Source organism: Actinoplanes oryzae (assembly GCF_030757795.1).
Taxonomy (GTDB): Bacteria; Actinomycetota; Actinomycetes; order Mycobacteriales; family Micromonosporaceae; genus Actinoplanes.
In genome coordinates this window covers 1-13,541 of the sequence record NZ_JAUQWH010000116.1, presented here as the reverse complement: position 1 = coordinate 13,541, position 13,541 = coordinate 1, and the positions used below count along the sequence as shown (strand labels likewise).

Here is a 13,541-nt window from a genome sequence, read left to right as displayed (position 1 = left end):
AGGGCGCTGATGTCCGCTGGTCGGCGCGGCCCGAACTGTCCTGACGACGCCGCCGTCGATTGTGCCGTGACGGATCCCGCCCGCGCCCGCAAGGATCCAAGCCCAGCAGTCCAGGATCCTAGGACGCATCAGCGGTGGTGAGGTGGGCTGGTAGGGGGCAGGGTGGTGTGGTGACGGGTTTCGATGTGCTGACGATGGGACGGATCGGGGTCGACATCTATCCCCGGGAGATCGGGGTGTCGCTGCGGGAGGTGGAGACGTTCGGCAAGTTCCTCGGGGGGAGCGCCACGAACGTCGCGGTCGCGGCGGCGCGGCACGGGCGGCGGGCGGCGGTGATCACGCGGACGGGCGCCGACCCCTTCGGGGACTTCCTGCATGACGCGCTGCGTGGCTTCGGGGTCGACGACCGGTACGTGACCGCGGTGCCCGGGCTGCCGACGCCGGTGACTTTCTGCGAGATCTTCCCGCCGGACGACTTCCCGCTGTACTTCTACCGGTTCCCGAAGGCGCCCGACCTCGAGATCCGCCCCGCGGAGCTGGACCTGGCCGCGATCCGGGCGGCGCGGGTCTTCTGGGTGACGGTGACCGGGCTGAGCCAGGAGCCCAGCCGCGGCGCGACGCTCGAGGCGCTCGCGGCCCGGGACCGGGGCGCGCTGACCGTACTGGATCTGGACTATCGCCCGATGTTCTGGCCGTCGCGGGAGGAGGCCCGCGCGTGGGTCGAGCGGGCGCTGCCGCTGGCCTCGGTCGTGGTGGGCAACGAGGACGAGTGGGCGACCGCCGTGGCGGGCACGCCGCCGGACGTGGCGGCGCGGCGGACCGTGGATCGCGGTGCCCGCCTCGCGATCGTGAAGCTGGGTCCGCGCGGGGTGCTCGGGGTGACCGGGTCCGGCGTCGTGGAGGTGCCGCCCGTGCCCGTGGAGGTGGTCAACGGGCTGGGCGCCGGCGACGCCTTCGGGGGCGCGCTGTGTCACGCGTTGCTCGCCGGGTGGGATCTGGAGCGGACGCTGCGCTTCTGCAACGCGGCCGGGGCGATCGTCGCCGGGCAGCTGTCGTGCTCCGACGCCATGCCGGGCACCGACGAGGTGGAAAGGAAACTCGCTCAGGGGTGACGTGTCAAGCCCGGGGCGTCGTACGGGCAATGGGGTCTGTCGTTCCCCGCCGTGCTGTGGTGGCGGGGCGCCGCGGCGGCGTAGCTTGCGGCTCATGCCTTACATCACCACCTCCGACGGCACCGAGATCTTCTACAAGGACTGGGGCACCGGTCAGCCGATCGTCTTCAGCCACGGCTGGCCGCTGTCGGCCGACGACTGGGACACGCAGCTGCTGTTCTTCCTGCAGCACGGCTACCGGGTCATCGCCCACGACCGCCGCGGGCACGGCCGCTCCGCGCAGGTCGCCGACGGTCACGACATGGACCACTACGCGGACGACCTGGCCGCCCTCACCGCCCACCTCGACCTGCACGACGCGATCCACGTCGGACACTCGACCGGCGGCGGCGAGGTCGCGCACTACCTCGCCCGGCACGGCGAGGAGCGGGTCGCCAAGGCCGTGCTCATCAGCGCCGTCCCGCCGCTCATGGTGCAGACCGAGGACAACCCGGGCGGCCTGCCCAAGAGCGTCTTCGACGGCCTGCAGGAGCAGACGGCGACGAACCGCTCCGCGTTCTACCGCGACCTGGCCGCGACCGCGTTCTACGGCTTCAACCGCGACGGCGTCGAGCCCATCGAGGCCGTCATCCAGAACTGGTGGCGCCAGGGCATGATGGGCGGCGCGAAGGCGCACTACGACGGCATCGTCGCCTTCTCGCAGACCGACTTCACCGAGGACCTGAAGAAGATCACCGTGCCGGTGCTGGTCATGCACGGCGACGACGACCAGGTCGTGCCCTACGACGACTCGGCCCCGCTGACCGCGAAGCTGCTGCAGAACGGCACGCTGAAGACCTACCCGGGCTTCCCGCACGGCATGCCGACCACGCAGGCCGCGACCATCAACGCCGACCTGCTGGCCTTCATCCAGTCCTGAGGTCTCCCGGGGCCGCCGCCTCACCGGCGGCCCCCGCCCGCGTCTTCGTTCGCGAGGCCGCGCTTCCGTCCGCGTTCCCGTTCGCGAGGTTGCGCCCCTGTCCGCGTCCCTGTTGCCGAGGCGGCGGCGTGCTGCCCGGCGCTACGAGGCGCCGGCGCCTTCCCGGCCGAGCGGCGCGGGGGCGGTGCCGATGCTGACCACGGTGGACAGCGCCCGCCCGGCCCGCTGCGGGTCGCGGTTGCCCGCCGCCGAGTAGACCTGCGGGGCGATGCCGGACAGCCCGGCGCCGAGTAGTCCCCACCCGGCGATGCCCGCGGCGGGGGTGCCGACCAGCAGCGCGCCTCCCAGGCCGGCGGCCGCCAGCAGCAGGCCCTCGAGCAGCGCGGCCGGCACGAGCACCCGGGCGCTGCCGAGGCGGTCGGTGAGCCGGCCGAGCACCGCCATGCCCAGGATGCAGCCGGCGGCGAAGGCGAGCAGGGCGACCCCGAGCCGGCCGTCGCCCAGGCCGAGCTGCTGCTTGACCGCGGGGATGCGGGCCGTCCAGGTGCCCAGCGCCGCCCCGAACAGCAGGAAGGCGAGCGACGTGGCGATCCGTCCGCGGCGGACCGGCGTGAGCTCCACGCGGCCACGCTATCGACTGTGGACGGCCCCGGGCCAGGGCCCGGGGTTCCGGAACCGGCTCACATGAGGGAGAGCGAGCTCACCGCGGCCTTGCGGGAGGCGGTCGTGGCGAAGGCGTCGCCCTCGTCCGCGGCGACCTCGACCCACACCCATCCCGACTCGAGGACGAACGTCGTGGTGGCCGTGCCGTTGCCCGCGCAGCTGACGGCGTAGCCGACGCCGTCCGGCGGGTCGGCCAGCGGCGTGCTGCACGTGCCCGTCCGTTGCTGCGCGGCGTCCAGCAGCGTCTCGGGGGTGTCGACCTCGGGGTCGGTGCGGTGCAGGGCGATGCGCAGCTGGGCGGCCGGTTTCGTGGACCGGGCGGCGCAGGTGCGCACGGCGGTGCCGGCCGCGGTGGTGTCGTCGGTGAGCTGCCACGGCACGCCGGTGGGCTTGGCGAGGGCCTTGACGACGTCGGGGCAGGACTTGGCGGCCGGCGCGACGAAGGTGGCCTCCGCGCTGGGGGCGCCCGGCGCGGCGGTGCCGGGCGAAGAAGTGGGCGACGAGGACGGGGGCGGCGCCGACGGGGACGGCGGCGCGGCGGGCGGGGACGTCGCCGGCGCCGGCTCCGCGGCCGGTGTCGCGGGGGCGGAGCTGCACGCCGTCAGCAGGGCCGCCGTGGCCGCCGCTGTCGCCGTCGCCTTCACGAGGAGTGCCGCGTATCTGGTCATCGCGGGCAGGCTACTCGACGGCATGATCAGCTCGCGCGGTGGTCCACCGCTACCGCAGCATCTGGGTCACGGCGGTGGCGGCGCGGGCGATCAGGGCGTCGTCGTACTCGGCGTCCTCGGTGTCGCGGCGGGAGAGGACGGCCAGGACGAGCGGGTGGCCGGGGGACGGCCACACAACGGCGATGTCGTTGCGGGTGCCGTATCCGCCGCCGCCGCTCTTGCCGGCGACCCGCCAGCCCGCGGGGACGCCGGCGCGGATGAGCGTGGCGCTGGTCGCGTTGCCGGTGAGCCAGTCGGTCAGCACCTCGCGGTCCTCGGCGGCGAGGGCGTCACCGAGGACGTACCGTTGGAGGTCGCCGGCCAGGGCCCGCGGCGTGCTGGTGTCGCGCTCGTCGCCGGGCCGGGCCTCGTTGAGGGCGGGCTCGACGCGCGCGGGCTCGGTCACGGTGTCGCCGAGCCGGCGCAGGGCGCTCTCGAAGCCGGCCGGGCCGCCCAGCTCGGCCAGCACCAGGTTGGCGGCCGTGTTGTCGCTGACGCGGACGGCGGCCTCCGCGGCGGCACCGATGCTGATGCCGCCGGTCACGTGCTGCTCGGTGACGGGCGAGTGGGCGACGAGGTCGGCGCGGCGGTAGGTGACGAGCTCGTCGAGCCCGGCGGGCGTGGTGCGGGCGAGCAGGGCGCCGGCGGTGAGGGCCTTGTGGGTGGAGGCGTAGGCGAAGCGCTCGTCCGCCCGGTGCCCGACCTCCCGGCCGGTGGTGACGTCGAGCGCGTAGACGCCGAGCCGCGCGTCGAACTCCTGCTCCAGAGCCAGGAAGGCCGCTTCGGCGGCCGCGGCTTCGCTGGACGTGGCTCCGGGGGACGTGGCTTGGGCTGACGTGGCTCCGGCGGACGCGGCTTCGCTGGACGTGGCTTGGGCGGACGCGGCTCCGGGGGACGCGGGGGAGACGGGCGCGGCCGGTGTCGGCGGAGCGGCGCAGGCGGTGAGGGCGAGCAGGGTCACGGCCGAGGCGAGACGGGACTTGATCACCATCCGACGGTGGCATGCCGGAACGATGCTGTCCAAGACGCCGGTTGCCGTATCGATGCTGATTCGGCATAGATCTGCTCGCCTCGCCTCGCCTCGCCTCGCCGGACGGGACGGGGCGGGACGCCGCCGGGCCGCCCGGTGCGGTCAGGCTCCGGAGTTGCGCCGGTCGGCCTCCGCGTCGTCCTCGCCGACGAGCACCCCGTCGGAGTCGCGCGTCGCGTCGCGCAGGTCGGCGTCGGCGCCCGAGGCGGCGGCGTCGGCCTCGGCGTCCGAGGCGCCCACGGCCGGGCCCGCGCCGGGGGTGGCGGTCTCGTCGTCGGTCTCGTCCGCGGCCACCTGGGCGGCGAGCGGCAGGCCCTGGGGGGATTGCGGGCTGGTGGTCATGTCGGCCTCCTCGGTAGGGATCCCCGAGGGCATACCCCCCGGCCGGGCCGTCATCCCCCTGTGGTTTTCCGCACCCCGCGGCTGCGGCGCGCCACCCGACAGTCGCGGCGAGTCAGGGGACCATGAGCCTGGCCTCCGCCGTGTGCTGGACCACGGCGGGCTCGGTGACCGGGGCGCTGGCGCTCTACGGCGTCGGGGCGCTGCTGGGGCGTGACCGGGTCCGGGCGGTCGCGGCCCGGCTGCCGCTGGTCAAGCTGGCCGATGTGGACCGTACCGCGGCGTGGTTCGCCCGGCACGGGGTCAAGGCCGTCTTCCTCGGGCGCATGATCCCGATCTTCCGCAGCCTCATCTCGGTGCCGGCCGGGCTGGAACGGATGCGGGTCGCGACGTTCCTGCTGTTCACCACGCTGGGCAGCCTGATCTGGAACACGATCTTCATCCTCGCCGGGTACGGGCTCGGCGAGAACTGGTCACGGATCGAGGGCTGGGTGGGTGCGTACCAGAACGTCGTGATCGTGGTCTGCGGGCTCGCGGCCGCCTGGTTCGTGGCCGGCCGCGCCCGGCGTGCCCGGCGCCGGTCTCACGAGCCCAGATAGCGCAGGACGGCCAGGACCCGGCGGCTGTAGCCGTCCGCGCGGGTCAGCTCCAGCTTCTCGAAGATGGCGTTGACGTGCTTCTCGACCGCGCTCTGCGAGACGTGCAGCTGCCGGGCGACGGCGGCGTTCGTGTGGCCCTGCGCCATCCGGTCGAGCACCTCGCGCTCGCGGGCGGTGAGGCGGCTCAGCGGGTCGGTGCGGGTGGTGCGGGCGAGCAGCTGGCGCACCACCTCGGGGTCGAGGGCGGCGCCGCCGCGGTGCACCCGCTCCAGGGAGTCGAGGAATTCCTCCACCCGCGACACCCGGTCCTTGAGCAGGTAGCCGACGCCGGCGACATCGGCGGTGGGCACCTCGTGGCCCTCCTCGGCGAGCAGCCGGGCGAGGCCCTCGCGCAGCAGGGTCGAGTCCTCGGCCACGATCACGCGCACGGTATCTCCACGGTTATCTCGGTCGGCCCGCCCGGCGGGCTGGTGACGATCATCCGCCCGTCGAGGGCGCCGACCCGCGACCGCAGGCCGGACAACCCGCCGCCGCGCGGATTGGCGCCGCCCGTGCCGTCGTCGGTGACGCGGATCCCGACGCTGCCGTCCGGGCGCTCGACGGCGACGGTGATCCGCGAGGCCCCGGAGTGCTTGACCGGGTTGGTCACCGCCTCCGACACCACGAAGTATGCCGTCGTCGCCACGGGCGCGGGCAGCGTGAGCTCCCGCGCGATGTGCACCCGCACCGGCACGGCGGACCGTTCGGCGACCCCGGCGAGGGCGGCGGGCAGGCCGAGGCTGTCCAGCGCGGACGGGTACGCCCGCCAGGCGACCTCCCGCAGCTCGGCCAGCAGCTCCTCGGACTCGCGGTGGGCCTGCTCCAGCAGCACCGCGGCCTGGGCCGGATCCCGGCGCCGCGGACCAGCACCACGGCCAGGACCAGCCCGGCGCCGAGCAGGGCCAGGACCAGCGCGGACAGCAGCCCGGCCGTGGCCCGGGCGGCGAGATAGGGCAGGACCGGCCGCCCGCCCGCGGCCGCCGGGACCGGGTCGGCGAAGAAGCGGGACCGCCGGCGCAGGTCCAGCCGGGCCAGGACGGTCGCGACATGGGCGGCGCAGCGCTGCGCCGCCCGGCGGGTCCACGGCAGCAGCAAAGCCGGTCCGAGCAGGACACCGCCGGCGACCAGGACGACCGCGGCGGTCAGTCCGGTGAGGACCCCGGCGGCATGGCCGGTGGCGCGGCTGAGAATCCGCTCGGCGCCCGGCACGGTTTCCCACCTTAGCGGCCGGTGGGCCGCGGCCGGGTGCCGGTCAGACGCGCACGGCGGCCCACGTCACCGTGTCGGGGCCGTCGGCCAGCAGCCCCCAGGCGTCGGCGAGGGCGTTGATCATGGTGAGGGACAGGTCGGCGGGCAGGGCGGAGGACCGGCCGCCGCGCAGGGCCAGATAGAGCATCCCCCGGTACGGGCAGGCGGTGAGCAGCATCAGCGTGGACGCGGCGCGCGAGGAGAGCAGGACGAGCTCCGTGGCGACCGCGGCCGCCGCCGGTGCCGCCTGCGGGATGCGCCAGGCCCGGCAGGCCGCCGTGACGACGGTGCGCGCCTGGTGGCCGGCGCCCTTGACCGGCAGCAGCTGCTCGCTGACGGAGGGCTGCTCCGGCGCGTGCCCGAGCACGATGCGGCCCACGCGGGACAGGCGCGGGGCGGCCCAGGGGTCGCCGCCGGGCAGGGACGGCGGGGCCGTGGCGGCGCGCGGGCGAGGGCCGCGGACCAGGGTGGCGCCCTCGCCGGTACGGCGGCCGCACGCGGCGAGCAGGGTCATGCCGGCGGCGGAGGACAGATCGTAGGAGTTCAGCGCCCGCAGGTCGACGACCAGCCAGTGCGGCGAGCGGGCGGTGCGGCTGCGCAGGACGGGCCCGAGCGCGTCGACCGAGCGGTGGTCCGGGCGGCCGTGCAGGGTCAGGCGGGCAGCGTCGAGGCCGGCCTCGAGATCCCAGGTCAGCGGCGGTGGCACGGCGGCCCGCCCCGTGACCGCTTCACGTCCGGGGGCGGGCCACGCGGCACGAATCCTTCATCCGGGAAGCGTACCCGTCGCGGTCCGGCCCGGGCGGGCCCGCGGCGAGTCGTCCATGTCGGAAAGCTGTCTTGCCAGGACCCTGCGCGGGGACGATCCATGGCGGCCGGCCGCCGCGCGCGGCACTATGCACCGGTGCCGAGAATCAAGACTCTTGTCCTCGCCGCCGCCGGAGTCCTCGTCGTCGCCGGCGGCGCCTTGACCGTCCTTGACGTCACACGCGACGACCGCCGCTCCGAGCTGACCGCCGCCCTGGCCGACCTGGCGGTGACCGCCCCGGAGTTCTCCGTCGCGGTGCTCGACGAGACCAACGGCGAGCGGTTCTCGTACCGGGGTGACGAGCAGTTCACCACCGCCAGCGTCGTGAAGGCCGACGTGCTGGCCTGCACCCTGCTGCGGGCCCAGGACGAGGACCGCCGGCTGAGCGCCGAGCAGCGCGAGCTCACCGCCCGGATGATCCGGGCCAGTGACAACGACGCCACGACCGCGCTCTTCGAGCAGCTGGGCGCGGCCGGCGGACTGACCGGCTGCAACGGCCGGATCGGCCTCGAGGAGACCACGGTGGACCCCAAGTGGGGCCTGAGCAGGACGACCGCCGACGACCAGGTACGCCTCCTGGGCGACCTGGCCGGCGACGAGAGCCCGCTCGGTGCCGACTCCCGCCGGTACGCGCTCGACCTCATGAGCACCGTCAACGCCGACCAGGACTGGGGTGTGCCGGCCGTCGCCCGGGACGGCGAGACCGCGGCCGTGAAGAACGGCTGGGACACCAGCACGGCCGACGGCGGGCGCTGGGTCGTCAACTCGATCGGGCGCGTCGTCTCGGCGGACCGCGACACGGACGTGTCGATCGCGGTGCTCTCGCACGGCAACGCGAGCATGGCGGACGGGATCGCCCTGGTCGAGCGGGTGGCCGGGCTGACAAGGGACCATCTGGCGTACTGAGAACCGATAGTGTCCCGATCATGACTATCCGGCCTGTCCGCATCGGGGTGCAGCTGCAGCCGCAGCACGCCGACTATGCCGCCATCCGCCGAGCCGCCGCCGAGGCGGAGGAGCTGGGCGCCGACATCCTGTTCAACTGGGACCACTTCTTTCCGCTCTACGGTGACCCGGACGGCAAGCACTTCGAGTGCTGGACCATGCTCGCCGCCTGGGCCGAGCAGACCTCCCGCGCCGAGATCGGTGCCCTGGTCACCTGCAACAGCTACCGCAATCCCGAGCTGCTCGCCGACATGGCCCGCACCGTCGACCACATCAGCGGCGGGCGCCTGCTGCTGGGCATCGGCTCGGGCTGGTTCGAGAAGGACTACCAGGAGTACGGCTACGAGTTCGGCACCGCCGGCGGGCGCCTCGACGACCTGGCGTCCTCGCTGCCGCGCATCGAGCAGCGATGGGCGGCCCTCAACCCGCCGCCCACCCGTAAGATCCCGGTGCTGATCGGGGGCGGCGGCGAGAAGAAGACGCTGCGGCTGGTGGCGCAACACGCCGACATCTGGCACAGCTTCGGCGACGCCGAGACGGTCGGGCGCAAGACCGGCATCCTGCGGCAGCACTGCGCCGACGTCGGCCGCGACCCCGCGGAGATCGAGATCTCGGTCGCCGTCGACGGCAGCCCGGATGAGAAGGGCCGGCCGCTGCTGGACCTGGGCGCCACCCTGTTCACCGTGGAGGCCAACGGCCCGGACTACGACTTCACCGAGCTGAGGGCCTGGCTCGCCTGGCGCGACCAGGTGAATTCATAAACCGCGACCAAGTGAATTCATAAATACACGGTCAGGCTGCCGCCGCGGCGGTGGGCTGGGCGGACACCTCGGCGACCGTGCCGGTGCAGAGGTCGTACTGGGCCGGGACGATCTCCAGCCGGCCCTCGCGCACGGCGGCGTCCACGAGGGCGGAGCGCTCCCGCAGCAGGTCGGCCGTGAGCGCGGAGTGGTGACCGCTGATCTCGGTGGCCGTCTCCGCGCCGGCCGCGCGGGCGCGCAGCACGTTCGGGGCGATGTGGCCGGCGATGTCGCGGATGTGGCCGGGCGGGACGGGCGCGCCGTCGACGATGCCGGTCGCCGCGGCCACGGCGCCGCAGCCGGTGTGGCCGAGGACGACGATCAGCGGGACGCCGAGGACCGCGACGGCGTACTCGATCGAGCCGAGGACGGCGGTGTCCAGGACGTGGCCGGCCGTGCGGACCACGAACAGGTCGCCGAGGCCCTGGTCGAAGACGATCTCGGCGGGCAGCCGGGAGTCGGAGCAGCCCAGGACGAGCGCGAAGGGCGCCTGGGAGGTGCTCAGCTTGGCCCGGCGGGCGGCACCGCGGGCGGCGCCGGCCGTGCTGCGCTCCTGGACCCAGCGGCGGTTGCCGGCGCGCAACTTGCTCCACGGGGTTTGCTTCGGCATCGAATCTCCAAACGTCAGTCGAGGATGGCGCCGGTGACGGCGATCTGGTCGGTGAGGACGCCGCTGATCAGCTTCTGCGTCTCGTTGATCTCCTCCACGGCGTGGTGGATCTCGGAGAGCGACGCGGTGACGGCGTCCACGCGGGACTGGATGGTGCTGACCTTCGCGCTGACCTCGGTGGTGGCGCGCTCTGTCTCGCCGGACAGCTCCTTGACCTCGCCGGCCACGACGGCGAAGCCCTTGCCGGCCTCCCCGGCGCGCGCGGCCTCGATCGTCGCGTTCAGCGCCAGCAGGTTGGTCTGGGCCGCGATCGCCTGGATGGCCTGGACCACCTCGTTGATCTGGGCGCTGGCCTGGCCGAGATCGGCGACCTGCTGGTTGGCCTCGACGGTGAGCTGTTCGCTGCGGGCGGCCACGGCGGCGGCCGAGGTGACGTTGCGCTCGACCTCGGCGATCGAGTCGAGCAGCGTACGCCCGGCGGTGCGCAGCTGCTCCTGGGAGGCGAACCGCTCCAGCGCCTGCCCGACCAGGAACGCGGTGTTGCGCAGCGCGCTCTCCCGCCCGGGGTACATGATCAGTGTACGGGTGGCGAAGAAGTCCATCGTGCCGATGATCCTGCCGCCGACCCGGATGGGCAGGCAGACGCCCGACTTGACGCCGGCTGCCTGGGCGGCCGGGCGGCGCACGCAGTCGGTGAGCTCGCCGAGGTCCTCGACGAAGACCAGGTCGTCGCGCGCCCAGGCCCGGCCGGAGAGCCCGACGCCCTTGGCGAAGGACGCCGACATGGTCACCTTGCGGAACTCCGCCCCGGCGTCGCCGGACTCGAGCGCGAAGCGCAGCACGGCGGCGTCCTCGTCGAGCAGCCAGAAGGAGCCGTACTGCCAGTCGAAGTCGGCGCGGATGGTCTCGAGCGCCACCCGGAGGGCCTGGTCGCGGCTGGTGACCTCGGTGAGCTTGCGGATCACGGTGGAGACGGCCTCGGTGTCCTGGACGGCCTTCTCCTGGCGGACGGCCTCGTGCAGCCGGGCGAGGGCGCCCGAGACCAGCTGGCCGACCGCGCGCAGCACGGCCATCCGGCCGTCCGAGGGGCCGAGTTCCTCGGTGGCGAAGAAGTCCATGGTGCCGACGACGTGCCCGTCCTCGATCAGGGGGAAGCAGACGCCGCTGCGCACGCCGGCGCGGGCGGCGACGGGGGCGCGGACGCAGTCGGCGAGGTCGGCGATGTTGCGCACGAACACCAGGTCGCGGCTGCGCCAGGCCCGGCCGGACAGGCCCACGCCCTCGGGGAAGGCGGCCTCGAGCGTGACCCGGCGGAAGTCGTCGTTGACGCTGCCGTGCTCCTGCGCGAAGCGCAGCACCCCGGCGGCGCGGTCCAGCTGCCAGTACGATCCGTACGCCCACCCGAACAGGTCCCGCACCAGCCGCAGCGCGGTGCCGATGGCCTCCTCGGGTGCCGTGGCGCTCTCCATCGCCCGCATGAGCGTGGTGACCGCCTGGACGTCCGCCCGGCTCTCGGCCAACTCGGCGTGCAGCTGCTCCGCCGCGGACCGCTTGCTGGAACCGAACATGACTGCCTCCCTCGTCTGATCGAGGGAACCTTTCGGCGGCGTGGTGCCCTACTTGAGCGTCGTTCCTTCGCCGGATCGTTGACTTCCCGTCATCGCACGCTCAGTTGTTCCACCGTCACGGAAAGCTAGCCTCCGGACATCGAGCGGCGATCGAGGAGGATCCATGGACAGGCGTACGTTGCTGCGAGCGACCGTGGCGGGTGCCGGAAGCGTGGCACTGCCCTTCACCGCCTGGTCGGCCGCCTACGCCGCCCCGGCCCAGAACGCGAGCGGACCCTACGGCGCCCTGCTGGCCGCCGACGCGAACGGCATCCAGCTGCCGGCCGGCTTCACCAGCCGGGTGGTCGCGCGCTCCCGCCAGACCGTGCCCGGCACCTCGTACGTGTGGCACGACGCCCCCGACGGCGGCGCGGTCGTCCCGCAGGGCTCCGGCTGGGTCTACGTCTCCAACTCCGAGACCTCCGCGGCGATGGGCGGCGGCGCGTCGCGCATCGTCTTCGACGCCGACGGCAATGTCACCGGCGCCTCGCGCATCCTGTCCGGTACGAACACCAACTGCGCCGGCGGCAAGACGCCCTGGAACACGTGGCTCTCGTGCGAGGAGATCGCGCTGGGCCGCGTCTGGGAGACGTATCCGCTCGGGGGCACCGCGGTCGTGCGCCCCGCGATGGGCCGCTTCAAGCACGAGGCTGCCGCCGCGGATCCCGTACGCAAGGTGGTGTATCTGACCGAGGACGAGCCGGACGGCCGCCTCTACCGCTTCGTGCCCACCACGTGGGGAGACCTGTCCGCGGGCACGTTGCAGGTGCTGGTCGCGGGCACGGCCACCGCCGGCTCGTACACGTGGGCGACCGTCCCCGACCCGGACGGCTCCCCGACCGCGACCCGATACCAGGTCGCCGGCGCCAAGGTCTTCAACGGCGGCGAGGGCTGCCACTACGCGGGCGGCACGGTCTGGTTCACCACCAAGGGCGACAACCGCGTCTGGCAGCTCGACCCGGCGGCGAACACGTACGAGCTCGCCTACGACGACAACCTGACCAGCCCGGCCCCGCTGACCGGCGTCGACAACGTCACCAGCTCCGCCTCCGGCGACCTGTTCGTGGCCGAGGACGGCGGGAACATGGAGATCTGCCTCATCACGCCGGACGACAAGGTCTCGGTCTTCCTGCGGGTGACCGGGCAGAGCGGCTCCGAGCTGACCGGCCCGGCCTTCACCCCGGCGGGCAACCGCTTCTACTTCTCGTCGCAGCGCGGCACGACGGGCGCCTCCTCGGGCTCCGGCGGCATCACCTACTGCATCACCGGTCCCTTCCGCACCTGACCGCCGTTCGCCGGTGCGGGGACCGCCGGGGTGCTGGGATGAGAGCTGTGACGAGATTCCGGCCGGGCCCGGTCAGGGCGGTGCTGTGCGCGGTGGGAGCGGGTGCCGCGGCGTACGTCGGCGGGTTGCTGGCGGCCGGTGCGGTGCTTGCTGCCCGCTGGGCCGGGCCGGACCGCGCCGGGGAGGTCGCGGGCTACGGCCTGCTGGCGGTGCTGCTGGTGGCGGCGGCCTCGGCCGCGTGGTGGGTCCTGCTGCCCCGGGCCCGGTGGTGGGGGCTGCCCGTCACGCTGCTGGTCGCGACCGGCCACGGGCTCGCCTTCGTCTCCGGCTGGTGAGGCTCACGCCTGCTGCTGGGCGGCCCAGAGGGCGAGCAGCCGGAGGTTGTCGTCGGAGGGGCTGCCCGGGTCGGCGGTGTAGAGGAACAGGGTCTGATCCGCGTCGCCGGGGAGGATCAGGGCCTCGTACCTCAGGGTCAGGGCACCCACGGCCGGGTGGGTCATCCGCTTGATGCCGTGCGTGCGCTGGTGCACCTTGTGGCTGTTCCACCAGGTACGGAACTCGGGGCTCTTGATGGTCAGCTCGCCGACCAGCTCGGTGATGCCCGGGTCGTCGGGGAAGCGGCCGGCGTTGAGGCGCAGCGTGCCCACGACGTCGGCGGCGACCGTCGGCCAGTCGGTGAAGGCCGTCCGGGCCTCGGGCGCGAGGAAGATCCAGCGGGTGTAGTTGCGGTGCCGCACCGGCAGCTTCGTCCAGTCGGTGAGCAGCGCCCGGGCCAGGAGGTTGGCGGCCAGCACGTCGGTGCGCCGGCCCAGGATCAGCGCCGGGTGGCCGGT

At 73.9% G+C, this 13,541-nt stretch carries 16 protein-coding genes and 2 pseudogenes; 7 read left to right on the top strand and 11 right to left on the bottom strand.

The window, feature by feature from the left end; translation table 11 throughout:
• The first annotated feature begins 170 nt into the window (after window positions 1–170).
• Together iolC and RBH18_RS30115 are read left to right on the top strand one after the other, a co-directional pair.
• Complete coding sequence (gene iolC, locus RBH18_RS30120) at window positions 171–1,112, top strand: 5-dehydro-2-deoxygluconokinase (protein ID WP_306213835.1); 942 nt, start codon at window positions 171–173, stop codon at window positions 1,110–1,112.
• Between the two features lie 94 nt (window positions 1,113–1,206).
• On the top strand, window positions 1,207–2,031 hold the full coding sequence (locus RBH18_RS30115; RefSeq protein ID WP_306213834.1) for an alpha/beta fold hydrolase: 825 nt from the start codon (window positions 1,207–1,209) through the stop codon (window positions 2,029–2,031).
• A gap of 141 nt (window positions 2,032–2,172) precedes the next feature.
• Here the strand turns inward: RBH18_RS30115 and RBH18_RS30110 are convergent, their stop codons facing one another.
• The 4 genes from RBH18_RS30110 to RBH18_RS30095 all read right to left on the bottom strand — a co-directional run bounded on the left by RBH18_RS30110 (window position 2,173) and on the right by RBH18_RS30095 (window position 4,773).
• Window positions 2,173–2,652, bottom strand: a complete 480-nt coding sequence (locus RBH18_RS30110) for an MFS transporter (RefSeq protein WP_306213833.1) — start codon at window positions 2,650–2,652, stop codon at window positions 2,173–2,175.
• A 59-nt stretch (window positions 2,653–2,711) separates the two neighbouring features.
• The gene (locus RBH18_RS30105; RefSeq protein WP_306213832.1) at window positions 2,712–3,362 is read right to left on the bottom strand and encodes a hypothetical protein; all 651 of its coding nucleotides are present in this window, start codon (window positions 3,360–3,362) and stop codon (window positions 2,712–2,714) included.
• Between the two features lie 49 nt (window positions 3,363–3,411).
• Window positions 3,412–4,392, bottom strand: coding sequence for a class A beta-lactamase (gene bla / locus RBH18_RS30100; protein WP_306213831.1), 981 nt, complete (start codon window positions 4,390–4,392; stop codon window positions 3,412–3,414).
• 141 nt (window positions 4,393–4,533) lie between these two features.
• Window positions 4,534–4,773: a hypothetical protein gene (locus RBH18_RS30095; protein WP_306213830.1), complete on the bottom strand. Its 240-nt coding sequence runs from the start codon at window positions 4,771–4,773 to the stop codon at window positions 4,534–4,536.
• A 107-nt stretch (window positions 4,774–4,880) separates the two neighbouring features.
• Between RBH18_RS30095 and RBH18_RS30090 the strand changes: the two are divergent.
• Window positions 4,881–5,345, top strand: a pseudogene (locus RBH18_RS30090) (DedA family protein); the annotation flags it as partial.
• An 8-nt stretch (window positions 5,346–5,353) separates the two neighbouring features.
• On the opposite strand, the gene RBH18_RS30085 reads toward RBH18_RS30090, so the two are convergent.
• The 3 genes from RBH18_RS30085 to RBH18_RS30075 form a co-directional block, all read right to left on the bottom strand.
• Window positions 5,354–5,797 carry a response regulator transcription factor gene (locus RBH18_RS30085; RefSeq protein WP_306213829.1) on the bottom strand — a complete coding sequence of 148 codons (444 nt, stop codon included), beginning with the start codon at window positions 5,795–5,797 and terminating at the stop codon, window positions 5,354–5,356.
• Window positions 5,788–6,240: a sensor histidine kinase gene (locus tag RBH18_RS30080; protein ID WP_306213828.1), complete on the bottom strand. Its 453-nt coding sequence runs from the start codon at window positions 6,238–6,240 to the stop codon at window positions 5,788–5,790. The genes RBH18_RS30085 and RBH18_RS30080 overlap by 10 nt, the downstream gene beginning before the upstream one ends.
• Window positions 6,241–6,660: 420 nt before the next feature.
• On the bottom strand, window positions 6,661–7,362 hold the full coding sequence (locus tag RBH18_RS30075) for an STAS domain-containing protein (RefSeq protein ID WP_306213827.1): 702 nt from the start codon (window positions 7,360–7,362) through the stop codon (window positions 6,661–6,663).
• A gap of 195 nt (window positions 7,363–7,557) precedes the next feature.
• Between RBH18_RS30075 and RBH18_RS30070 the strand changes: the two genes are divergently transcribed.
• Together RBH18_RS30070 and RBH18_RS30065 are read left to right on the top strand one after the other, a co-directional pair.
• Entirely contained in the window at window positions 7,558–8,367 is an 810-nt protein-coding gene (locus tag RBH18_RS30070) for a serine hydrolase (RefSeq protein WP_306213826.1), read from the top strand.
• 20 nt (window positions 8,368–8,387) lie between these two features.
• On the top strand, window positions 8,388–9,167 hold the full coding sequence (locus tag RBH18_RS30065) for an LLM class F420-dependent oxidoreductase (protein WP_306213825.1): 780 nt from the start codon (window positions 8,388–8,390) through the stop codon (window positions 9,165–9,167).
• A 31-nt stretch (window positions 9,168–9,198) separates the two neighbouring features.
• Here the strand turns inward: RBH18_RS30065 and RBH18_RS30060 are convergent, their stop codons facing one another.
• The 3 genes and pseudogenes from RBH18_RS30060 to RBH18_RS44190 all read right to left on the bottom strand — a co-directional run.
• On the bottom strand, window positions 9,199–9,816 hold the full coding sequence (locus RBH18_RS30060; RefSeq protein ID WP_306213824.1) for a carbonic anhydrase: 618 nt from the start codon (window positions 9,814–9,816) through the stop codon (window positions 9,199–9,201).
• Between the two features lie 14 nt (window positions 9,817–9,830).
• Entirely contained in the window at window positions 9,831–10,232 is a 402-nt protein-coding gene (locus RBH18_RS44195) for a methyl-accepting chemotaxis protein (RefSeq protein WP_372339013.1), read from the bottom strand.
• A 105-nt stretch (window positions 10,233–10,337) separates the two neighbouring features.
• A pseudogene (locus RBH18_RS44190) lies at window positions 10,338–11,285 on the bottom strand (GAF domain-containing protein); the annotation flags it as partial.
• A 262-nt stretch (window positions 11,286–11,547) separates the two neighbouring features.
• Here RBH18_RS44190 and RBH18_RS30050 point away from each other — a divergent pair.
• Window positions 11,548–12,708, top strand: coding sequence for an alkaline phosphatase PhoX (locus RBH18_RS30050; protein ID WP_306213822.1), 1,161 nt, complete (start codon window positions 11,548–11,550; stop codon window positions 12,706–12,708).
• Between the two features lie 47 nt (window positions 12,709–12,755).
• The gene (locus RBH18_RS30045) at window positions 12,756–13,043 is read left to right on the top strand and encodes a hypothetical protein (protein ID WP_306213821.1); all 288 of its coding nucleotides are present in this window, start codon (window positions 12,756–12,758) and stop codon (window positions 13,041–13,043) included.
• Between the two features lie 3 nt (window positions 13,044–13,046).
• Here the strand turns inward: RBH18_RS30045 and RBH18_RS30040 are convergent.
• Window positions 13,047–13,541 (bottom strand): MmyB family transcriptional regulator (locus RBH18_RS30040; protein ID WP_456237642.1); only part of this gene is annotated, 495 nt, incomplete at its 5' end.